The sequence below is a fragment of the Vibrio sp. M60_M70 genome (assembly GCF_037162085.1).
Lineage (GTDB): Bacteria > Pseudomonadota > Gammaproteobacteria > Enterobacterales > Vibrionaceae > Vibrio > Vibrio diabolicus.
Map to the genome: position 1 here is coordinate 1550500 of NZ_JARLUL010000002.1, position 23481 is coordinate 1573980.

Annotated in this window: 20 protein-coding genes and 1 pseudogene; 8 read left to right on the top strand and 13 right to left on the bottom strand. The window is 44.6% G+C overall.

All coding sequences use genetic code 11. The features are described 5' to 3' along the window. Positions 1-156 precede the first annotated feature (156 nt). Complete coding sequence (locus tag P4S59_RS22595) at positions 157-1977, top strand: putative bifunctional diguanylate cyclase/phosphodiesterase (protein ID WP_253644325.1); 1821 nt, start codon at positions 157-159, stop codon at positions 1975-1977. 107 nt (positions 1978-2084) lie between these two features. Here the strand turns inward: P4S59_RS22595 and P4S59_RS22600 are convergent, their stop codons facing one another. Together P4S59_RS22600 and P4S59_RS22605 are read right to left on the bottom strand one after the other, a co-directional pair. Then, a complete protein-coding gene (locus tag P4S59_RS22600; protein ID WP_145472100.1) occupies positions 2085-3368 on the bottom strand; it encodes a peptidoglycan DD-metalloendopeptidase family protein in 1284 nt (427 codons plus the stop codon). 123 nt (positions 3369-3491) lie between these two features. Further along, positions 3492-4121: a hypothetical protein gene (locus P4S59_RS22605; protein ID WP_258622958.1), complete on the bottom strand. Its 630-nt coding sequence runs from the start codon at positions 4119-4121 to the stop codon at positions 3492-3494. 202 nt (positions 4122-4323) lie between these two features. On the opposite strand from P4S59_RS22605, the gene P4S59_RS22610 reads away from it, so the two are divergent. The 4 genes from P4S59_RS22610 to P4S59_RS22625 all read left to right on the top strand — a co-directional run bounded on the left by P4S59_RS22610 (position 4324) and on the right by P4S59_RS22625 (position 9688). After that, on the top strand, positions 4324-4725 hold the full coding sequence (locus P4S59_RS22610; RefSeq protein WP_080955925.1) for a GFA family protein: 402 nt from the start codon (positions 4324-4326) through the stop codon (positions 4723-4725). A gap of 152 nt (positions 4726-4877) precedes the next feature. Further along, complete coding sequence (locus tag P4S59_RS22615) at positions 4878-5549, top strand: YoaK family protein (protein WP_005391213.1); 672 nt, start codon at positions 4878-4880, stop codon at positions 5547-5549. Between the two features lie 455 nt (positions 5550-6004). Continuing rightward, positions 6005-7369 (top strand): YjiH family protein, encoded by a 1365-nt coding sequence (locus P4S59_RS22620; protein WP_041853121.1) that lies wholly within the window; start codon positions 6005-6007, stop codon positions 7367-7369. A 447-nt stretch (positions 7370-7816) separates the two neighbouring features. Next, positions 7817-9688, top strand: a complete 1872-nt coding sequence (locus tag P4S59_RS22625) for a methyl-accepting chemotaxis protein (RefSeq protein ID WP_337169097.1) — start codon at positions 7817-7819, stop codon at positions 9686-9688. Positions 9689-9841: 153 nt separating this feature from the next. On the opposite strand, the gene P4S59_RS22630 is transcribed toward P4S59_RS22625, so the two are convergent. The 3 genes from P4S59_RS22630 to P4S59_RS22640 form a co-directional block, all read right to left on the bottom strand. After that, positions 9842-10195 carry a hypothetical protein gene (locus tag P4S59_RS22630; RefSeq protein WP_301575760.1) on the bottom strand — a complete coding sequence of 118 codons (354 nt, stop codon included), beginning with the start codon at positions 10193-10195 and terminating at the stop codon, positions 9842-9844. A 232-nt stretch (positions 10196-10427) separates the two neighbouring features. Next, positions 10428-11585 (bottom strand): amino acid permease, encoded by a 1158-nt coding sequence (locus tag P4S59_RS22635; RefSeq protein ID WP_005391218.1) that lies wholly within the window; start codon positions 11583-11585, stop codon positions 10428-10430. A 696-nt stretch (positions 11586-12281) separates the two neighbouring features. After that, positions 12282-12593 carry a hypothetical protein gene (locus P4S59_RS22640; RefSeq protein WP_337169098.1) on the bottom strand — a complete coding sequence of 104 codons (312 nt, stop codon included), beginning with the start codon at positions 12591-12593 and terminating at the stop codon, positions 12282-12284. Between the two features lie 141 nt (positions 12594-12734). On the opposite strand from P4S59_RS22640, the gene P4S59_RS22645 reads away from it, so the two are divergent. Next, positions 12735-13070: a helix-turn-helix domain-containing protein gene (locus P4S59_RS22645; RefSeq protein WP_337169099.1), complete on the top strand. Its 336-nt coding sequence runs from the start codon at positions 12735-12737 to the stop codon at positions 13068-13070. Positions 13071-13285: 215 nt separating this feature from the next. On the opposite strand, the gene P4S59_RS22650 is transcribed toward P4S59_RS22645, so the two are convergent. The 7 genes from P4S59_RS22650 to P4S59_RS22680 all read right to left on the bottom strand — a co-directional run bounded on the left by P4S59_RS22650 (position 13286) and on the right by P4S59_RS22680 (position 20769). Continuing rightward, on the bottom strand, positions 13286-14032 hold the full coding sequence (locus P4S59_RS22650; RefSeq protein ID WP_337169100.1) for a phosphatase: 747 nt from the start codon (positions 14030-14032) through the stop codon (positions 13286-13288). A gap of 26 nt (positions 14033-14058) precedes the next feature. After that, entirely contained in the window at positions 14059-14793 is a 735-nt protein-coding gene (locus P4S59_RS22655) for a nucleoside/nucleotide kinase family protein (RefSeq protein ID WP_337169101.1), read from the bottom strand. A gap of 9 nt (positions 14794-14802) precedes the next feature. Continuing rightward, the gene (locus P4S59_RS22660; protein WP_048625273.1) at positions 14803-15321 is read right to left on the bottom strand and encodes an MltR family transcriptional regulator; all 519 of its coding nucleotides are present in this window, start codon (positions 15319-15321) and stop codon (positions 14803-14805) included. Positions 15322-15380: 59 nt separating this feature from the next. Beyond that, a complete protein-coding gene (locus P4S59_RS22665) occupies positions 15381-16652 on the bottom strand; it encodes a zinc-binding dehydrogenase (RefSeq protein WP_337169102.1) in 1272 nt (423 codons plus the stop codon). Between the two features lie 47 nt (positions 16653-16699). Continuing rightward, positions 16700-18124, bottom strand: a complete 1425-nt coding sequence (locus tag P4S59_RS22670; RefSeq protein ID WP_337169103.1) for a PTS mannitol transporter subunit IICB — start codon at positions 18122-18124, stop codon at positions 16700-16702. Positions 18125-18136: 12 nt separating this feature from the next. After that, positions 18137-18580, bottom strand: a complete 444-nt coding sequence (locus P4S59_RS22675; protein WP_337169104.1) for a PTS sugar transporter subunit IIA — start codon at positions 18578-18580, stop codon at positions 18137-18139. A gap of 431 nt (positions 18581-19011) precedes the next feature. Beyond that, the gene (locus P4S59_RS22680; protein ID WP_048625275.1) at positions 19012-20769 is read right to left on the bottom strand and encodes an SgrR family transcriptional regulator; all 1758 of its coding nucleotides are present in this window, start codon (positions 20767-20769) and stop codon (positions 19012-19014) included. 392 nt (positions 20770-21161) lie between these two features. Here P4S59_RS22680 and P4S59_RS22685 point away from each other — a divergent pair, with 392 nt between their 5' ends. Beyond that, on the top strand, positions 21162-21503 hold the full coding sequence (locus P4S59_RS22685) for an ArsR/SmtB family transcription factor (RefSeq protein ID WP_006742094.1): 342 nt from the start codon (positions 21162-21164) through the stop codon (positions 21501-21503). An 84-nt stretch (positions 21504-21587) separates the two neighbouring features. Beyond that, positions 21588-22643 carry an ACR3 family arsenite efflux transporter gene (gene arsB, locus P4S59_RS22690; protein ID WP_337169105.1) on the top strand — a complete coding sequence of 352 codons (1056 nt, stop codon included), beginning with the start codon at positions 21588-21590 and terminating at the stop codon, positions 22641-22643. A 42-nt stretch (positions 22644-22685) separates the two neighbouring features. On the opposite strand, the pseudogene P4S59_RS22695 reads toward arsB, so the two are convergent. Then, positions 22686-23464, bottom strand: a pseudogene (locus P4S59_RS22695) (helix-turn-helix transcriptional regulator). Between the last annotated feature and the right edge of the window lie 17 nt (positions 23465-23481).

Genomic DNA, 23481 nt, shown 5'->3' on the forward strand with positions numbered 1-23481 from the left:
AAAGGTTCAAGTATAAAAACATGAAAATAATGATTTGTTCGTTCACAAAATTTGAAAAATTCGCCTTAGTAACCGATAGTTTATTTGATGCATATCAAATAATAATTCTTCGTGTCTCACACGATATGGTAATCACAACGCTAGGTGAAATGCTCAATGGGTCAGGTACAAGTCAGTTTCCACAAAATTGATGAAATATTGAAGCTAAACGGCACGGCTCAGCTAAACCGAGTCACGTTAGATATTCATCAACAATTGCAGAGCCATTGCACTTGCGTTGTAGAAGTTGCGCATCTTCAGCATTCGGCTCATACCATCTCCTTCGCTAGCAATGGAAAAATTACAGACAATCTAAGCTACCATCTTTCAGGCACCCCCTGTGAAAAAGTGGCAAAAGACATTGGCGAACATATTTTCTATCAGGACCAAGTTTACAAACGCTTTCCTGAAGATCAGATGTTTCAAGAGGATGGTATTCAAGCTTACATTGGTCTGCCATTAAAGACACAAAATGGCGAGGTTCTGGGAATTTTATTGTCCACCTTTACCCGAAGCATCCACGCTAAGGAAGCGCAAGATATCCTCGACTTCCACCGCTTTTATGCCAATGTCATTATTCACAGCTTACGTGAAAAGTGGGTCAGTGAACGTTCAGATAAGCTTCTTAATCAGCTTAGCTATGAAGTATCGCATGATAATCTAACTGGACTGCTCAACCGTAGCTGTTTAGCTGATACCTTGGAGACATTGACGCAACAGGCCACTCGTCCATTCAGTTTGGCTTACCTAGACATCGATAACTTTAAATCGATCAATGATATCAACGGAAACTACATCGGCGACCAAATCATTAAGTTTACGGCGAACGCCATTCAACAAAGCTTGTCATCGCCAAACAACGCTTTTCGTGTCGCAGGAGATGAATTCGCCTTCATTACTTACGACGAAGATCCTGTCGCCGTGTGTCAGGAAGTTCTCGACAAAATTGAAAGCGGCTACAGCGACAAATCTAACCGAATTTCTTTCACTGTTAGTATTGGTATCGCGCGCGCACCAGTACATATGTTGAACAGTGATGAGCTAATTTTGAATGCTAGCCTCGCTCTCAAAGACTGTAAAAAACATCGCGATACACGAATTCAGCATTACGACACACATCTTAGTGCCCTTTATCACCGTAGAACTCAGCTTATTGAAGCTATGCGCATTCAACTAAGCGCTGACATACATGATAGCGAAGAGTTGTATGTCGTTGTTCAGCCAATCGTAGATATCACAAGCGATCGCTGGAATTACTTTGAAATCCTAGCCCGCTGGAACAGCAATGTTTACGGAAACATCTCCCCTGCGGAATTCATTGAAGCTGCCGAACAATCAGGCCTGATTATCGAGTTGGGTGAACGTATTATTGAACTCGCATGTATCGCAAAACAAGAGCTAGAAGCTAACTTAGGATACAAAGTCAAACTCTCTATCAATTGCTCTGCGTATGAGCTGGTCGACTCTAACCGCTATATTAACCACCTAACTAACATGGTTGAAAAGTATCAGCATGAAGCAAAAGACTTTGTTATAGAGCTCACCGAGACCGTTTTACTCTCGCAAAGTGGTCGTGAACAGATGGTACTTAACTCATTGCGGTACTTAGGTTTTAAAGTCGCGTTGGATGATTTTGGTACGGGATACTCAAGCTTGAACTATATACACAATTATCCGATTGATAGCATTAAAATCGATGCAACCTTCGTTCAAAACATGCTCTCAAATACAACCTCTGAACAAGTGGTGTTTTTGATAGCGCAACTGGCAGAACTGCTTGATGTGGATTTGATTGCCGAAGGCGTAGAAGACGATAGAGCACTACAAAAGTTAATTGAAATGGGCTGCCACTACATTCAAGGCTATTTCTACTCTCGCCCACACAGTGTTGATGAAATCGTACACCTGATAAATGAACGTGAAGTGCGGAGCGCCTAAGAGCTCTAAACAAGCGACGGTCATGGAATGTAAATCTAGTTAATGCACAAAGTAAAAGAGACCAAGCTAAGCTTAGTCTCTTTTTATTTTTTGAGCAAAGTACTTTGTTACAGCACTGCTTTCTCTTTATCGCGTAATAGCTTATCCATTTCATCTCTGTTCGCGACAAAGGTTGCCATCTCTTTCTTAGGAACAGAGCTCGCCATTGGGATGTTTGCTCGCATGGCGTTAACTGGACGGCCGTATTCAATCAATTCATAGTGAAGGTGTGGCCCTGTCACTCGACCTGTTTTACCTGAAAGACCGATACGCTGGCCTCGAGAAACCTTTTGCCCTTTCTTCACCAGAATCTTACTTAGGTGTAAGTAACGGGTTTTGTATTTGCTGCCATGCTCAACAACCACGTAGTTACCCGCATAAGGGTGTTTACGAGTCATGATCACTGTACCGTCACCAGTAGAAACGACTGGAGTACCGGTTGGTACGGCAAAGTCAGTACCGTTGTGTGGCGCGACACGCCCCGTTACTGGATGTAAGCGATTAGGATTGAAGCCAGAACTGATACGCCAACGGCTACTTACAGGATAACGCTGGAATGCGCGCTGCAAGCTCTCGCCTTTGGCATTGTAGAATTGACCATCGGTATGAAGGTAAGCTGTGATTTCACGTCCGCGATTGTAAATCTTAATCGCCTCAATTTCGTTCTTGCCCGTTGGTATACCATTGATGCTTTGCGAACGACGAACGACTTCAAATCGATCACCTGCACGAAGATCACGCCCAAAGTTGAGCTGCTCTTTGAGTAAGCTCACAACTTGACTCACTTCTGCCGACGTTAGACCTAATCGACTTGCAGAAGAAGAGAAACTGCCTTGAATAACACCAACCAATGGTTCTTGGCGCCACACGCCAGGAATCGAGATATCGGTAAAGTCATAGCTACCATCACTATTTAGTTGGTAGACCACTTTATCTGCAATAGAAAATTGCAGTTCCATTTTCTCTAACTCGCCTGTCGCATCATCACGCCAAAAGCGGAGCGTGTTGCCCGGCTTTAGTGTATCAAGTGCAAGGTAGTTCAAATCCGTTTCCATTACTTTCATTAACGAGCTGTAACCGAAACCGAGCTGGCTAAAAATAGTGCTTAGGTTGTCACCTGCTTGGATTTGATATTCGAAGTTCGGGGGAGTGACAACTTCGGCAGTTGTCGCATCAAGAATTTTTTCAACGACCTGAGATTCAGGCAGGTTCAATGCGATGGTTTTGGTTAAAGATGACTCTTTGAGAGAGTGAGAAACACCAATCGCAACTAAAACTGGCAAGGAGTATAACAGCAGCGCTCTACGACTTGTCAGATTCGGCAACCGTCTTGTAATTTCATTTGTAGACACGGGAATTACTATCTCCTTTCAAACAAGGCTCATAGCTTATGCATTCCCGTATAAGAAATCACTATGAAATTTCGAGATCTAGCGCAGAAAACACTGAATTTTTACAGAACTCAAAAAAATTCATCACTGTTGCATATGTAAGTTATTCCCTACACGCTTTAATGTGGATGAATTTAATTGATTTGGCGTATCTGCCATTGCTTGATCGTCACCATGCGCTAAATATGAAAGCGCGATAATGGCATCACTTTCCCATGTAATTTGGGTAAATTTAACGCGGTCACCGACAAAAATACTGTCTAAAAGGACAACTCGGCTCGGCACGGGGTCAAACTTAAACAAGCCAACATAGTTAAACGAACCGCTACCTTGTGTCGTTACAATCATCGGTGCAGCAATCCATGAAACACTCTCAATCTCACGCTGACTAATAAACGCAGTTGGAACAAGTACCTGACCTTTTGTCGCACCTGCATCATAATCGCCTATCAAATAGCCGTTTTCTTTATCCCACTCATCAAGAAAAGTGACCGCTCCCTGCTCTGGTACTTGAATCGTCCATGGGTTGCGTGAAGTAATTCCCAGCGTCTCTTGCACAATAACATTGGTTTCTGCTTCCGTTTGAGGGAACTTAGCCATGATCTCTTCATCAGACAAACTAAAGCGATAAACACCCGCGATCAAAACCACGACCAATAATACGATCGGAATAAGAAGAATAAGTGGTATCGGCAGGATTCTTTTGTGAGCCATGAAGACTTCCTTGTTTAAAGGTATAAATGAAAAGCGAGTATAGCATTGTATACCCAAATGATTTCATCCCTTCAAGTGTTTCAAAATTAAACTAAACTGACTGTATCCAAATGATTTTCAAGCCCAGAGTTCATAACTGGCCACTGACACTGCTCTCAGTGTTCCAAATTCATTGGTGTATTGGGAAGAATAGGTAATCACGATGACAACAACCATTCATACATGCGAATGCGCCTGCGGTTTAGTTGAGATCCGTTGTAAGGGAGAACCCATCCGTACATCTGTCTGCCATTGTTTTGAATGCCAAAAGCGGACAGGCAGTGTGTTTGGGGTACAGGCTCGCTTTGATAAAGAGCACGTAACCTTAAACGGTGAAGTCACCTGCTATACCCGAATGGGGGATGATGGCAGCGAGGTTCAGTATGAGTTTTGCCCTTCTTGCGGCACGACAATGCGCTTATTGGTCTCTACATTTCCTGAAATCATGATCATTCCCGTCGGTCTTTTTACTGATAAAGAGTTCCACCAACCAACGGTTTCAATCTATGAACAGAGGAAACATGGATGGGTGAGTTTCGAATGTACAATGGAACACATCAGGTAGGGGAAATCCCCCTCTATGTCGTTATCATGGTCAAAGCAAAAGCTCGATAAGTGAGATTTTTTTGAGAATGATCAACCGAGTTTTACTGTAAGGGGTTTCGTAACGCGGTGTGAGCGTTATAATCGGCTCCTAACATTTGGTGGGGTTTTATTGTGATTTCCAGACTTCCTCGTTGGGTGGAATATGGCGCGTTTCTACTTGCCCTTCTCGCGGGCTGCGTCAATGCCGTTGGTCTTCTCGGCTTTCAACATCAAGCGATAACACATCTTTCGGGAACCGTAACTCAGCTAGGGAACAGCTTGCTAACAGGTGTGGATAGCTCCATTCACCTGCTCTTCATCGTATTTAGCTTTTTGATCGGTGCTGCCTTTAGCGGTTTTTTTATTGAGAGCAGTGCGTTAAAACTAGGGCGAAGATATGGTGTTGCACTGTGCATAGAAGGGAGCTTGCTCCTACTCAGTTTGGGCTTTTTGGTGCAAGGGGATTTGTACGGCCAATATCTAGCGTCAGCAGCATGTGGATTACAAAACGCAATGATCACTACATTCAGCGGCGCAGTAGTCAGAACCACACATATGACTGGGATCATCACCGATCTGGGGATTATGATTGGAGAAAGCTTAAGAGGTCGTCAATTTGATCGACGTAAAGCAAAGCTATTCCTATTCATTTTCTTCGGATTCTTGCTTGGCGGTGTCGCAGGAGCCGCACTATTCGTGGTGTACGGATTATATACGCTCGTTTTCCCTGCAATATTGGCTTTCGCTACGGCTCTGATCTACTGGAGTTACCTTTACGTGCTTAGTCGCCAACAAAAAGCATAAAATTTCGAACCGATTGAGGCCGAATGCTTCAATCGGTTGTAGCTCAACTCTCTCACCGCTGCACTTCATAATAAACGTTTTATCGTGTTGTAACGCAGCTAAAAAACCTTATAACAGCTAGGGCTAACAGGGCTTCCGGCAAAAAGTTAGTTAGATCAAAGTCACATTTGTTTACCGTTTTATTATTCCAGTCACAATGCGCCCCATAATTCTCTGCGCTGCCCGCGCTCCGTGCTACAATTTTCTAACACAAGCAACATATTCGTATACACTTATACGTTATTTGACCAATTACCCGACAAATCGGCTGAATAACTAGATGTATTTAATGAATAGTATTGCAATGGATGCAGTTTGCGGGTACCCTCCGCAAAACTGTGATTAAATACGGATGTTTAGTGAATATTTATGTCATGGAAATGGCAAGTATTGACTAGTAGTAACACGAGACAACTATGCATAACACCACTAATGCTACTGAAGCTCCTAAGGGCAACTTTTGGATGTTTTTCATCCCTTCCCTTATCGGTCTTCTACTCTTTATGGCTCCGATCTCATACGATGGCGGCCTAACTATCCCTGTTGCGGTTATGGCAAAAGTCATCCCGGCAGTATTAGGCGATACCTTGATCGCTATCGTCACCAGTATCATCGCTTTCATGGCAGTCGCTTCTGTTCTTTGCAAAATTTTCAAGCCTGCAGCGATTTTACGTAATGGATTTTTAAACGGTCTTTTCAATCCATCGCCACTTTGGCTTGTTGTTCGCTTAATCGGCGGTGCAGCCGTATTAATGACATTCTTCCAAGTGGGTCCAAAAGCGATTTGGGAAGAAAACACAGGTGGCCTTGTTCTTACCGGTCTTCTACCAACTTTGTTTGCGGTGTTCATTTTTGCGGGCCTACTCCTTCCGCTTCTTCTGAACTTTGGTCTTCTTGAGCTGTTTGGCGCATTACTGAGTAAAATAATGCGCCCGGTATTCAACCTGCCTGGACGTAGCGCAATTGACTGTATGGCGTCTTGGTTAGGCGACGGCAGTGTTGGTATCTTGCTAACCAGCAAACAGTACGAAAATAAGTTCTATACTCAGCGTGAAGCCGCTGTTGTCGGGACAACGTTCTCAGCAGTATCGATCACGTTTAGCTTAGTGGTTATCGCTCAGGTACAGTTAGAGCATCTGTTCCTACCTTTCTACGGCGCAATCTGTTTAGCAGGTATTGTCGCTGCGGTTATCATTCCTCGCTTACCGCCGCTAAGCCTGAAGAAAGATCGCTACATTGATGGCAGCAACCCAGATAAAGATGCTGACGCCGTACCAGAAGGCCACACCACATTCTCATGGGGTATGGATCTAGCACTTAAGCGCGCGGGTCAGGTAACATCTGTTCAGTCGGTATTTAAAGAAGGCGTACATAACGCAATCGACATGGTGTTTGGTGTACTGCCTGTGGTTATGGGTCTGGGTACCGTGGCATTAGTGATTGCAGAGTACACTCCTGTATTTGAAATTCTAGGTCAGCCATTCATTCCATACCTAGAGCTACTGCAAATTCCAGAAGCTGTCGCCGCATCACAGACTATTGTTGTTGGCTTTGCGGATATGTTTATCCCGGCAATTTTAGCGGCATCAATTGATAATGAAATGACACGTTTTGTTATTGCAGCAATGTCAGTAACTCAGCTTATCTACATGTCAGAAGTTGGCGCCCTACTACTAGGCAGCAAAATTCCAGTAAACATTGTAGAACTGTTCGTTATTTTCATTCTGCGTACGCTAATCACATTACCTGTGATTGCTGGTGTTGCTCATCTGATTTTCTAAAATCAAAGCATCAATCAACAAAGGCTCCGCATTGTCGGGGCCTTTTTTATGTCTAAAACTCTATCTACAGCTCTATTCAGATCACTTAATTAGCAAACGCTCATAACTTACAACGAACAGCTCCAATCACGCCCCCTTTTACGACAGTTAAGTCGCTCTCATCTCACCAATAACGCCAACCTGAAACACTATGCTTTACGCAATTCTTTTCATTATTACGCTTTCATTAACAGAGCGCACAAATCTGATCAAACTCACGGTTTTTGTCGTAACTTACCGTTTTGTTTAAATTTGGTTAAAAAAGACAACAAATAGACTCATGTTTTTGACAAAGATGTCGATAAAAAAGATAACCAAACACAATAGGTTTCTCTTGATGCCGAATTCGCCCGTTCAAAAAGAGGTGAAAGCATAGTGAAGCCAACCGGGAGAATCAGAGGAAAGCTCATGAAATTTAGACATAAGGTTGTCATAGCCTCGTCATTTTTGCTGCTAATTACCGTGTCACTACTGTCGACGCAACAAGTTATGACGATTCGCTCCCAAACGCAGGAGCACATTGACTCGAGTGTGAACGAGATATTGACCAGTGTTGGCAATACTGTGCAATCAGAAATGAATGCTAAAAAGGATCTCGCTCGTTCTATTACTGAAGTTATCGAACTTAATCCAAGTTCACACAACTACGTTCAGAACATTCTTGAGCGACCAACACCAAAAGCCAGCTTTCTTGCGATTGGCTTTGGTTATGAAAGCAATGGCTTCGTGATTGAAAATGACGACGGCTGGGAAGCAGGACCAGACTACGATCCGCGTCAACGTCCTTGGTTCATCGCAGCTAAAAACAAAGGCGATTTGGTCGTAACAGACCCATACGTCGATGCGTCTTCAAAAAACGTCATCATCTCTGTTGGTACACCAGTAAAAGAAAACGGCCAGTTCTTAGCTGGTATGTTTTATGACCTTGAGCTCACTACCCTTTCTGACCTCGTCAACCAAGTGAATCTGTTTGACGCTGGTTACTTATTTTTGGTCACCGCTGATGGAACTACCATTGCCCACCCTCAAAGTAAGTACAACGGTGAAAAAGTTGGTAGCTACCTACCACAGGTCGATCTTACACAATCAACGCAACACATTGAGATCGATGGCGATCGTTATATGGTTAACTTGACTCACATCCCGGGCGAGAACTGGTACGTGGGTTCAGTTATTGATGAAGCTATCGCCTACTCTGCCGTAGGAGAGCTTCGCAACAGCGCTATTATTTATTCAATCATTGCCGTGATTGCTTCTGTTATTGCACTGACTCTGCTCATTCGCACACTCATGCGTCCGCTAGACACATTAAACAACGCGATTAAAGATGTTGCGTCAGGGAAAGGCGATCTTACACAGCGCCTTGAAACTGATACTGACCAAGAATTCTCAGAGCTTGCTACAAACTTCAATACGTTCATGGAAAACTTGCAACAGCAAATTATTGAGTCGAAGAGTATTTCTGATCAAATTTTGAATGGCACTCAAATCACCGCTGAGGGTGCAAAAGATTCGGCTGGTGCTATTCAAACTCAGCTACAAGAGCTAGAACAATTAGCCACCGCGATGCACGAAATGTCTGTTACCGCGACTGAAGTTGCCAATAATGCGCAAGGCGCAGCGAGTGCAGCCAAAGAAGCTGATCAAGCAACGGTTGAGGGCTCTTCTGTGGTCGGTGAATCGACACAAACGATCAATATGCTTTCCGATAGCATTGACCTTGCAGTCGAAGAAGTGCAAGTGCTTGAATCTGCAACCGCCAACATCGAAACGATTCTAAAAGTCATCAACGATATTGCGGACCAAACGAACTTACTCGCGTTGAATGCCGCAATTGAGGCTGCACGTGCGGGAGAATCTGGCCGAGGCTTCGCCGTCGTTGCTGATGAAGTTCGTACACTGGCGCAACGAACTCAAGAATCAACAACAGAAATTCGTACTATGATTGAGCAGCTGCAATCTGGCGCATCATCTGTGGCAAATGCTATGCATCAAAGCAAGGGTAGCGCTGTAGAAGCCGTAGAAAAAGCAGACTTGGCAAACAACGCGCTACAACGTATTCGTGATGCGATTAAGCGTATTTCTGATATGAACTTACAAATCGCCTCAGCGGCGGAAGAACAAAGCTTAGTTGCGGAAGAGATCAACAACAATACGGTGAATATTAAAGACCTATCGACTCAAGTCGCCGAATCTGCAAATCGAACTAACGATGCTATGCAGGCACAGCAAGAAGATGTACATAAACAAGATCAAATATTAAACCGATTTACAGTCTAGTCTTCACCTAAACAAAAACAGCGAGCCAATGCTCGCTGTTTTTGTTTTTAGACCTCTATCGCAGTGGTATCTAGACTTAGAACGCCTAGTTTTTAGTGTTGTTGCCACTCGGCTCAAAACTGTTATCACGCTTGCTATGCTGCCTTTCCCACTCTAGTTGAATTCAACATGGATATAGCGGTCATTGGAGCGACGATAGAAACGATCATCCACTTTTAAATAGGTGAAATCTCCAATCTTTATGTAGGTACTATTACGAGGAATTCGGTCGTGGTAGTAGTAACTGCGTCTTGGTCGTCGAGACTCCACATAAATAACGTCACGATGTTTATACTTATGTTTATGTTTATGCTTGTGCTTGTGCTTGCGTTTATGATGATGGTGATGCTCATGATGGTGATCATATCGATGACCATGCCTATGTTTCGGGTCAGCCATCACTTCTGTACTGAACACACCTAAAGACAATATAACGCCAACCATGGCAAAAGATAATTGCTTTGACACAACAGAGCCTCTTATTCATATCAACATCGATATAATAGAAGGGTGAATCACTGTACATGTCAGCCTTTCGCTAAGGAGTTTTACTACAAGGTCAAAGCTTATCGTGATTATCAGAGAAACGTCAAACATCACAAATGCTGATGACTTTGAGTGGCCTGGATTCGGCTATGAATACAAAAAAGCCGCCCGTTATACAACGAGCGGCTCAGTTTTTAAATCAGCTAGCGTGATTTTATACTGCTTGGGCAAACAGCAAGAAACAGCCGAACAGGAAGATCATGCTCATTCCCATTACGCCACCACCAGCTTCATAAATATTGTCATCTTCTACTGGCACTCGACGCACTTTCATTGTCATTGATAATGGGACAAAGACCGCGAGAAACACAAGAATAATCCCCGCGTAGCTAAGAATAGCCAAGAAGTGTTCTGGCGCAAATACAGCACCTAGTAGTGGTAGCACAAACGTGGTAACAAAAATCACCGGCTTGCTTGCTTTCAGTAGGTCTGCATTTTGATCGTATAGCGCCATTGCCACACCTAAGAACGATGTTAACAGTGCTAACCCAGTGAACATGGATAGGATAAACTCCAAACCCTCGTATTGCTGACCTAATACCGAGATCAACTCCGTTACGTTGGAGTATTGAACAAGCTCATGAGGTGGTAGGTTACCGACAACTGCTAACAACCATAATAAGTAACAAACAAGCGGAATAGTTGAACCCACGATAATCATATTACGCAGTTGAGTTTTGCTCGCTTCTTTGTTGTAAGTTACAAGCGATGGGATCACGACCATAAAACCGAAACTGGTGAAAAGCACCGAGCTTGTCTTAATTAGCGCCATCTTATCGTCACTCACGACTTCATCAAGTCCCTCAAACGAGACGCTTGGTGCAAGCGCAAAAAGTGTCAGAATCAGCGCCACGATCATGCCTAGGAACAAACCGCGATTAAGCTTATCTACAACCCCTGTGCCTGCCGAAACAATGATACCGACTAAAAGAGTAAAACCGACTTGGCTTGCGATCGTAGATGTTGGCAGCCCAATTGAGGCTGTTACTTTTTGTACGAGATCACCCGCACCAATGATATAAGCCATCAATAGACAAACTAACAGGGCGTAAAGCAAGCTGTTGGTTACCAACTGGCCACCTTTACCTAGCGTTTCGCGAGCAATTGCATTCATGCTCACGCCGCCGCCTACTTTGCAACTGGCCTCAAGAAGGAGCAGCGCAGCGTAAGTCGTCCCAGCCCAGATAAATAACATAAGAAGAGTGCCCCAGAGGAGGCCAAATTGAGCAAGCACCATTGGTATAGCAAGCATACCAGCGCCAAGAGCAGTACCTGCAACGATCAGGGAGCTGCCGACAAGTTTTAGGTTCACGGTTAATACCTCTAAATTCAATCCGTTTATTTCTCGCCAGTTGTGCTACATCCAAAGCACACCCAACAAAACGCTCTACTCAACCAAAATTTGGTTACAAGAACCCTATATGGCTAAGAAAACATGCAGCAAAAGGTGGTTAATTCAATTGCACATGAACACTTGAGAGTCGTTTTGGGCGATGTCATCGTTGATGAAATGCGCACAACTTTGGGTTCGAAGCAAAATTGTTCATCTTAATTCATCAACCCCATTCGTTGTGAATGGATTTGGTTCGAAAAGATTGTAAGGCATAAGCAGGACGATTGAAAAGCAAAAGGTCAATCTTATAGCGATATATTTTAACAACTCTCCTCATTCACCTAAGATGTGTTGTTATTTTCATCACTAATCAGTCTTTTATCGCCTAATGAGAGTAAGAACGTGCTCAACCGCTCAATTTTGGATGGGTGTACAAATTAATTTACAGTTCAAGTAAAGGTGTTAGATTCCAGGGGCGTAGCCTGAGATCGGACAATATCGCTATTATTCGCTGCGTACCGACACTGTTCGGTTCACATACCTCTAAACACTGATTTACGGTTCGAAACTATAGGTAAATGAGTGTCCGAATGCTGGGTGTGGTTCCCAGCATTTGCATCCTTTCTTTTTGGTGTTATCCAAACTGTCTAAATCTAAGCTAGCTTGCCCATTCTATTAATACGCTTTATCTAACGCTCCGATGATATAAGTTAATGCTGAAACGCCCATATCCGCGACCTGCTTCTCAGTCACACTCATATTTTCATACGCAATCTGCAACTCTACCTCACCTATCGATTCTTTATGAAGATAAAGCTCTTTGTAGTTCATCAACCTCTGTTGAGACTGTCGAGTCAGAGCGACAACATTTTCTTTAGTGACACGATACTGCTCATTAAGCTCGCTAAATAATTGATCTAAAATGCGTTGCATTTTGCGAATTGAAGATTTTGTCTCGATTGATTTGTATGATTGATACTTTTCCATTGAGTTTATAACTGACTAAAATATGTACATTTTTATTAGATAGCTATTCTTATACTGATTGCAAAACAGGTAAATATGAGATGGTTAAACTGGTCCACTTCTTGCTTTATTTAGGTCAAAACTGTCCTTTCAGGAGAGCACATGCAGGTCGACCCTATTATTGAAGCACTGATTGCGAGAAGAAAAGCGAGTGGCCTCTCCCGTGAACAAATGGCAAACATCGCAGGGATGAGCGTGAAAACGTATCAACGGATAGAGCGTGGAGAATCCGACCTGAAACTTTCCCAATACCGCTCCATACTGCGCTCTCTGCATTTGACCGATCTCGACATCGCATTGGATATAAGAGACGTTCAACATGTAACAGCGGATGATCTAATGGCCGTTGCACGCTTGCTGTCTCCTGAAGCTCAGTCCCTACTTGTTCGCCTGTTATCGCTCGTTATTGAACAGCAGAACACAAAAAGCGGCTCATAACCTTATGACTGATTAAGAGCAATAAAATTCCCGCTCGGCCTATAATATTCTCGAATTATGGCCTTCGTTCCCTTTTTCATTGATTCCTCTTTTCACGCTTTATATGACAGTCGCGTTGTTTGTTCTACGCCTCCCCAAAACGAATAAAACCCGCAGCTTGGCGGGTTTTAGGGCTGTATAAGAAAATACTTCATTTAATGTGTTTGGGATTTTACTTAGTAAAAATCCTTAAACTCTGAAATCCTCGCCTTACCTCTCAGCAATAAGAAGTTCAAGAATCGGCTCGTCGACGTAGTGAGTATCTTCTCTTCTTCCACACCGTGTTTTTCCAGCAAAGCAATCGCCAAATCTAACTTAGAGATCTCTTCACAGAAGTGCGCATCAGATCCGGTACTGAAGTAAACGCCAATCTCTTTACCCAGTTCCACAATACGATCACAACGGGAATCACTGCCCTTGCGGCTTTTGCCTGTCAAAGATGTATTGTTAACTTCAATTGCAACATTGTGCTCTTTGGCACATCGCAACACTTGCTCCATATCGAATGGGTAATTTGGGTTACCTAAGTGACCAAGAACATCCACTCTACCGCTTTTAATCGCATTGATCAGGGCTGCGGTATGTTCAGCTTCAGTCGCGGGTTTGAATACGGGCTCATGAAAACTAGCAATCACCCAGTCAAGATGTTGGTCAGAGGACGGTGGTAAGTCTATCTCCCCTTTCACATTCAGCGTGTTGGCTTCTACGCCACGGAGAATACCTACATCGTGTAAAAAGCGGGGCAAAATTCTTTGATTATTGAAATACCAGTAGTGAGGGGCTCCTGGCATCTCGGGAGCATGATCGGTGGTACAAAGAAGTTTTAGCCCCTTATTCTTAGCAGACAATGCGTTCTCTAAAATGGTGCTGTAAGCGTGTCCACTGGCAATAGTATGGGTGTGGCTATCAATCACGATATCCATGGTGACCTCCTGAAATTGTGGACGAACTATCGAATTTCGAACGAACCGTTTTGATTGAGGAACAACGATAAGTCAGCAGGAATTGAGTGATTCAACACTTTATCAACGTTGATCGCATCGGAGCGTAAATAGAACTCCAAGGCGGCTTCTGGGTCTGTGCCACCACGGATCTTACGATTGACCAAACGCTCTTGTAGGAACTCCGCTTGGGTATCAATAAACACCGTAAAATCAGCCAAGCGATGCAGTTCTTTCCATACCGGTTCATCTAGCAACAACCAGTTGCCCTCGACGACGACAATGTTGCGGTTAACCTGAATGGCATCATCAACCGGATCATGCATATTACGGTCGTAGTAAGGCCATTTGCTGTCTTTCACTTTAAGCTGTTTCAGCTTGTCGATAAGCTCGGTGAGATTGAACGTCTCGTAAGAGCCTTTAATGCTGCGCAGAGGAACAATTTCACCATTACGCTCAATGGAGTTGCTGTCTAGGATTTCGTTCGGGTAGTGAAAACCATCAAAAGGCAGAACCTGAAGTGGCTCTTGGTTTTCATCTTGTTCAGAGAGGTGTTCCCAGAACGCAGCAAGGGTCGACTTACCACTGCCCGGAGGGGCACACAAGAACACGACAATGCGCTCCTGCTTCTCATGATATAGACGGGTAAACTTTTCGATAAGAGGTTGATGGATTCGCTTTACGTCGGCATCAGGAAAGGTAGCTTCGGTTTCAAAACCACTGACGTTTAAATTCACTTTCATGGTGAACCCTTATTGATTGATCTCCCCTTCGATTCTTTCTATCAACATTTCACATGACAGCTTCAACACTGTTTTGATGAGAGATTCGTATCTCATTTGCGAAAAGGACTCAAACGAAGAGAACTTAAGCTGATTGATCGACTCAAGATAAAAGCTGTCTTGCTGAGAAGAGAGTACCGCTTGGTTTTTGATGAAGTCGTAAATCACGTCATCCGCAAATTCGACTTTCTCCGGTTGGCTAATCGCGTACTCCAAGACCTGATCGTACAATCCGATATCGGCGTAAGTTTCCAAAGAGATTTTGCCCATCGCAAACATCAGCTTCGATACCACATCGGTCGTCACCAACGGACCATCTTCTTTCAATAGAGGATCCACAGCATACTCCTTCACTAGATCGTCTTGGACGAACACGCTCGGAAGTAATGCTTTTAACTTGAGGTTAATTATTTTGTTAGAAACCTGAAGAAACGCAGTGGCATTTTCGCACTCGTCCAGTTTCTCCAGTAATTCATCTTCACGTGACAACGTATTATGACCTCTCCATTATGTGGCAGCGCAAAGGCTACCACACAAATTCGTTGCAACTAAACCGTTAAGCTCACGTCATAAAACTCAAGTAACGCTTTTTCTGCATGCGCGTTCCACACATAGTTGTTCGCGCACAAAATCGCATCGAGTTCCGCAAAGAACGGGTCTTGATCTGCCAGCGATAAAAAGTCATCAATCGCGGTCAATGGCAGGTCAATATGCGGGTAAATCAACTTCTTACCGCCCGGAATATCCAGCTGATTCAAAATCGTATGGGGTGCAGCTTGTAAGCCACCAACATGGGTGATCATGAACGATGGATTGATCTCACCTTGTGAGGAAAGCTCGATAGATTCCACCATGTCACCCTTTGAACCACCGGACGTTCCCACAATGTGCGTTGATTCGTAATGCACGTTGTAGAAGTTAAACGGCACTTTGAAATTCTTATCGGTAGGGCCTGCGAAGAAGTTTAGGCAGCCATCGTTACCCAACAGCTCATCGGCTTGTTCTAGCACTTGAGCAACAGCCGCGTAGACCATTACATCGTCATAACCATTGCCACCGTTGAGTGCTTTGAGATACGCGACCGGATCGTCGATTTGAGCGGTATTCACATAGTGCAGTTCAACGCCCTGCTCTTTGGCTTTTGCAACCGGAATGAGGCTTTCAGCTCGGTCTAAACGCGCAGCATCAATGTCAGTAACCACCACCAGCGTTGGCTTTACAGGGCCGTTAATCGCATAGTCAATTGCACCAATCCCCATTGGGCCAGCACACGCAAGTAGCGCTAATGCTCCGCCCTCTTTGATGCCCATATCGTGCTCGTACACGTATTGCGTGGTGTGGTAGCTCGCATGGTACGCACCGATAATGCAAGACATTGGCTCAGCCAGCGACGCATCAGCAAAGTAATCGCCGTGGTAAGGCAGCACGCAGCCTAGGTCGATAGCGATTTTAGGAATAATGGAATACGTCGCGTTGCCGCCAAATGTCTCATAGCTGTAGCCCGCCGAGTAGCCTGTTGGCAAGCCCATGGCAGGTTGCAGAACAAAGTAATCGCCAGCTTTGAATCGGTCTTTTAGATTCTCACCGACTTCAACAATCACACCTGCGTATTCATGACCTGTCATCACTGGCACTTCGTCAATGTTTTCAGGAACGCGTTTGTGTTTGCTACCTAACAATGCTGCTTTGTAAGTGGATAGACAAATGCTGTTTGAAATGTTTTTAACCAGAAGTTCATCGGCTGAAATGTTTGGTAAATCAAAGGTTCTTAATTGAACGTTTTTCTCACCACAGATAACCGCTGCCGTTGTTTTTACCATGATTTTTCTCCTAATTGGGGCGATACCTGCCGCCCCAAACTGCATTGTTAGGCTGGTTGCTCAGTCGCGACCGTTTGTTGCTTAATCTTATCCATCAGCTCGTCAAGCGCTGGGTCGTTGAGGAAGTTCTTGATCGTTACTACCGGTAAACCTGTCGCGTTGACTGCGCGGCTTTCTAAGCTCTCGTGTGTCACGACGATATCGGCTTCACTCGGGACTTTCTCGATGGCAAAGTTCTTCACTTCAATATCTATCCCAGCTTGTACCAGCTTGCGTTTGAAGGTCGATGCGCCCATTGCACTAGAGCCCATACCCGCATCACATGCGAATGCGACAAATGAAATTGGCTTGCTCGGTTCTTGCGTCGTCGCAGCTGCAACTGGCTTAACTGCGCCTTCCGCTTTCATCTCTTTCATGTCAGAAACTGATTTCTCAAACTCGCTTTCTTTTTCTTCTGATTTGCTCACTTTCAAAATCGCACTTGCTACCAAGAAAGAGACAATCGTTGCACTTGTCACACCTGCGATGGTCGCAATGAAGCTACCTTTCGGAGTAAGAGCAAGGTAAGAGAAGATAGAGCCTGGACTTGGACCCGCGACCAAACCGGCATCAAATAGGTTGAAGGTTGCGATGCCTGTCGCCGCACCAGCAATCATTGCCACAATCATGATTGGTTTCATGAGTACATATGGGAAGTACAGCTCATGAATGCCACCAAAGAAGTGAATGATGATGGCACTTGGCGCAGAGCGTTTAGATAAACCCTGACCAAACTTTGCGTAAGCCAGCAGCATACCAAGACCTGGGCCTGGGTTAGACGCTACCATAAAGAAGATGGACTTGCCCGTTTCTGCGGCCGCTTGCAGGCCTAGTGGGTAATAAATACCTTGGTCAATGGCGTTGTTCAGGAACAACACTTTTGCTGGTTCGTTAATGATCGCTAACAGAGGCAGGAAACCCGTCGCAACCAACGCTTCGATGCCTGATTTCACAAACAAGTTTGCTGCGGTGACTGAAGGGCCAACAATCTCGTAGGCGAACAGACACAGAATCATGCCCACAATACCTAGTGAGAAGTTGTTCACGACCATCTCAAAACCAGAAGGTATGCGGTGTTGAATACGTTTATCCACTTGCACCACAATCCAAGCGCTCAGTGGACCCATGATCATTGCGCCAACAAACATCGGTATATCAGCCCCGACAATCACGCCCATCGTACCGATAGCCCCCGCTACCGCGCCGCGTTTTTCACCAACAATCTGACCACCGGTGTAACCAATCAAAAGTGGCAGCAAGTAAGTGATCATTGGCCCCACGAGTTCGCCAAAGGCTTCGTTTGGCATCCAACCCGTGGGAATAAAGAGTGCAGTAATAAAGCCCCAAGCGATAAAGGCTCCGATATTTGGCAGCACCATGGCGGTCAAATGACCTCCGAAGGCTTGCACATTGGCTCGCATGTTTGCTTTCACGTTATGTTCCTTTTAGTATGCTTTTATTATGTCCAGCACTTGTTCTTTGGAAGAAGCTTGTGCCAGTTTTGCAATGTTCTCTTCATCCACAAACATCTCGCTCAACGCTTGAATCACCTCAATGTGGGTATCAGAGTCTTTCGCAGCTAAGGTAATAAGAATATTGGCCGGACCGAGATCCGATCCAAAATCAACAGGTGATGGGAAAATATGAATGCCTAAGCCTGTTTTTAAAACACCAGTTTCAGGTCGGGCATGAGGCATTGCCAATCCAGGGCATAACACATAGTAAGGACCGTTTTCTTCCGTTGAACGGATGATTGCATCAACATAATGCTGGGAGACGTAACCTTTATTTTCTAGGTATTGAGTGGTCTTTTTAACCGCATCTTGCCATTGGTAAGCGCGATCATTAATTACATCTACTAGTTCGTGGTCGATTAACTCGTACAACATATTTAACCCTATCAACAGTTCGTCATCTGATGGGTTAATTATCAATAACAGAGTCCCAACCGCGCAACCGAGCTACTTTTGCGCTTCGAGTCACACTTTAAAGCCTGTCAATTTGTTTAAATGGACAGAGCTCAAAAATCCCACACGTAAAAAATCTACAAATTTTATTTGAGCAACAAGTCAATAGACGAATTTTGAATACAATCACCTTCTCGAAAATATTCTTAAAGTTACATTATTTAAATCAGATCACATTAGACCTATTGACTCGATATAATTCGTGATTAATTTCAAAGTTCATTTCGGACCGTTTCTTGATCACTCGCGCTCAAACGTAGATAAGCATCACACTTGTTGGCTAGAAAAAATAAAAACGTCACTGGCTTTCACCAAATTGCAGACACAAAAAACCGCCATTCAGGCGGTTTTGATCAGTCCGCAGACCAAACGGATCGTATGTCTGGCCATCCCCAGTTTGTGAGTGCGACATCTTCCAAGACCCCTTGAAAACGTAGCGTCTGAGTATGGTGGAACATCGGTGCAATCCAATACTCGCTAATCAAAGTGGACGCAATCGGCTCTAACGCGCTCAGGTAATCTTCAAGCGGTGAGAATGCACGGACATTCTCCATTTGAGCATCCAACCACGCCGCATTTTGCACCCCCAAGGTGTGGTAAAGCACGGCATTGCTAAAGAAGTTGCTAAACGCAGACGCATGACGGTTATCGTCCAAGTTGATATTGGTGACAACCAGAGTCTCATCTAGCGTGCCGTTTTTGGCTTTCTCGCTCAGTTCACGGTAGGAGTACATAACGATCTCCACTCGGCTGCCCGCACGCTCTAAACGCGAAGAAATCGCTCGTGCGCACCGGCGTAGCGCCGTGTAATTGTACCCTGCGATGGTGATCAGCTTTGGCAACTTGACCGCATCTCCAAAGGGGCGCAACACTGGCTTCCAGTTAGGCAATAAGTTATAAGCAGGTATGCTCCCAAATATAATGTTTTCATTACGCATCACGTCAGCTAGCAGTTCAGGTTGAATCAATTCACTGATGTATCGGCGCTGGGCCTGAGACAAAGCGTGCTTTGCATGATGGTTAAACAGTGCGAACAAACAACCGTCTTCCGTTCGACTGCGTTTACTCGCTGGTGATACTTCACTGTTTGGCGTCGACATATAGTGGCTGCACATGTCATCAGCAGAATCAGGTTCTGGTTGCAATGTGTTTGCGGCAAGCGATGGATTTTCCATCTGTTCATCGTTGACGATCCATATCGTCACAAAATCCGTTAATACTCGACACGCGTAATAGCCATCAAACGCTTGCAGTTTCAAACGGTTTTCACTGTGCTCAACGACGGAAAATGGACCACTCCCCACCACCAACTTGTTGTTAGCAACGTTCACCTGACTCACGGGCTGAATGCCATATTTCACGCCAGAAATAAGTCCAGCAAAACCCAAGTCAGGTCGGTTAAGCTTAAAAACAACCTTCAATGGATTAAGTGCCGTAATGTTGGCAACATGCGCCAGCTCTTTTTCGTAGTATTCCAAAGAGCTTAATTTGGCGAACAAACTCACCACCGTGTCGGCATCGATTGGGTTGCCATTATGAAAAGTCAGACCCGGACGAAGATAAAATGTCCATTCGTACAAGCTGTCATCATAACGCCAATGATGAGCCAGCTCTGGCTGCACCTGCCCGTTGTAATCGCTCGAAACCAAACAACAATAAATTTGGCGAAGCAAAAAACGTTCACTACTTCGCTGCAGTTGATGCGGAACCACACGCTCGAACATGCGTTTGTAGGTCAGCTGAATATTGAGCCGCCCCTCTTTTACCGATGCGCCCGACGTTGTTTTGAGGAGTCGCCCAAATGCAGCTTCATCTTCATCCAGAATCGACAGCGCTTTCTCGTACTTACCAAGCTTGATCCGCTCTAGTGCAAGGCTTTCTTTTAGCGCGCTGAGTTCAACATTTAACAACAATGTTGAACGTTGGTTCCGTCCCGGTTTTGGTCGCCAACTTAACCACGCTATCTCTTGCATCTGCGCCAGCAAACTGCGCGCATGACGAGGCGAAGTAAACAACAAATCGGCGATTTCTTGCAGCGTGGTTTTTGCTTCATTACCAACACCAAAAGAGAGCAAGCGTTGGTAATAACGAAATAAGTTGAGATCAGACACCGCACGCACCTTAACTCTAGGAGGCCATTCAATAGGCGTATTTTACTGAACTTGGCGGCAATAAAATAAGAAAACTTCCAAACACTTTGTTCCCCTTTTACTAACATTTCGTACCTATATTGTAGGAAAACCCCACCAATTCGGTTTTATCAGGAATAAAGCGAAGAAATCTACTCTCTTTTTGCCTCCCCTTTTTTCACCATACTGGTTTGGCGAACAGGAAATATAGAGAATTGCTCATAACCTAACCCACAAGCAGAACTTAGCTCCTGATACCACACCCCAATTCGTCGTATCTTTAAGTTCTGCTTTTTTACTGCCAACAGTTGCGCCTTAGAAAAAGCACACGTACACTTAATCGCAATTCGACGATTAACTATAAAGGTTTGCTCATGAGCAACAAATGCAGCGAAACGTGCCAAATTGCTTTTGAAGCCACGCAAAAACAACTCGATAAAGAGCAAGCACTCGCCGCTCAAGCAAAAGCGCTGTCTCATCCTGCTCGCTTACGCATTCTGCATATTCTTCACACTTTAGACACTATGGGCGGCTGCTTAAATAGCGATTTAGTCTCTGAGTTAGGTTTAGCGCAATCGACCGTATCAGAACACTTACGTATTCTAAAACAGGCAGGGTTTATCAGTGCAGAACCTAACCCGCCAAAGGTTTGTTACCGCATTCAACGTGAAAAACTGAACGCGTTTAACGCTCAATTTTCCGGTTTATTTAGCTAAGACACGTTGCGCGCTTTCCATGCGCGCAAAGATAAACTATAACCTTATATATCGCCTTTCGACGATAAACGAATAGAGACCACTATGACGACTGAAGTTTTAAATAGTGCCAGCGAAAAAATGAGCTTTCTTGACCGCTACTTAACGGTTTGGATCTTTGTCGCAATGGCCATCGGCGTGGGGATAGGCGCAGCCTACCCGCAAGTAGCAGAATGGAACGAAGCAATGTCCGTTGGTAGTACGAACGTACCACTCGCCATTGGTTTGATTTTGATGATGTACCCACCACTCGCCAAGGTGAACTACGGTCTATTAGGAACGGTAACGAGAGATAAAAAAGCCATCACGCTGTCTCTGGTTATGAACTGGATCATCGGCCCAATCCTGATGTTCGTTCTTGCTTTAACCTTTCTTGGTGATCATCCAGGTTACATGGTCGGTATTATTTTGATTGGCCTTGCACGCTGCATCGCTATGGTTTTAGTGTGGAATGATATTGGCGGCGGCAACAAAGAATATGGCGCGGCCTTGGTGGCATTAAATAGCGCATTTCAAATTCTGACTTACAGCGTTATGGCTTGGCTATTCATCACCGTACTTCCACCGTTCTTTGGCTATGAAGGTTTTGTGGTTGATATTTCCATGGGAGACATTGCGGAAAGCGTATTGATTTACTTAGGCATTCCGTTCCTCGCTGGTTTTCTCAGTCGTAAATGGTTAGTCACTGCAAAGGGTGAGAAGTGGTACAACGATGTGTTTATTCCTCGAATTTCACCCATTACTTTGATCGCTTTGCTCGCCACCATCGTGCTTATGTTCAGCCTCAAAGGAGAGATGATTTTACAGCTACCAATGGATGTGTTCCGCGTGGCAGTCCCACTAGCGATCTACTTCGTATTGATGTTTTTTACCAGCTTCTTTATCGGGAAGAGAATGGGCATCCCCTACGATAAAAATGCCTCCATCGCTTTTACGGCGACGGGCAACAACTTCGAGCTGGCGATCGCGGTTTCCATTGCTGTATTTGGCCTGAACTCCGATCAAGCATTCGCTGGCGTGATTGGTCCGCTAATCGAGGTTCCTGTTCTGATTGCTTTGGTTAACGTCGCACTGAGGATGAAAATCAAATACCAGAGCTAAAATTGGAAACATAAAGATCGAGCCAAACAGCAATATTAAGTACTAACTGACGACAGTTTTTATGTACTCACTGGGCGTTAAACCAAACTTCCCTTTAAATCGTTGGCTAAAACGGCCTTCCGATTGATAGCCACACAACTGCGCGAGTAACGCAACGTTGTATGAACCATTTTGCATCAGGTAGAGTGCGTGATTTAAGCGCACTTCTGCCAGCACTTCGCGATACTGAGTGCCCTCTTGCTTGAGTTTGCGTATCAACGTTGCTCGGCTCATAGCAAAGCGCTCAGCAACAAATTCCAAAGGGTGGTCATCGCCCGGAGAGCGTGACAGATAGCGGCTGAGTTTCTGACTGAACGAGGTATTGGAACTCGAGAAAAGCCGATGCAATAGTCCTCGCTCTGCTAACTGCTGATACAACCCCATCATCCAATAACGTTGCGTCGCTTCACTTAAACTTTCCCGTTCAAAAGAAAACAAGGCATTTAATGTCGCTTGCAGTGCTTTGTCTGTCTCCACCGCTGGGACGTAATTTCCCAATGCATTACTCATACTCAGCTCTAACATTTCATCGCTAGGTACGCAGTGAAAACTGAACATTCGTGAAAGAAAACGCCCTTGTTGAGGAAGGTTTTCAAAATTCAGCGAAGCGTTTGCTTCACAAAGCATGATGTTAGGATGAAGAATATCAAACGCTTCGTCTTTCCAAAACAGACGCTTACTCCCTTTAATGATCTGGATAATACTCGGGAGTGAATCCTGACGTTACGCAGCTTTTGCTGCTGCTCCGCACGAAACAGCGTCACTTGATATTGATGCCCCATCTTCTCCCCTTAAGTAT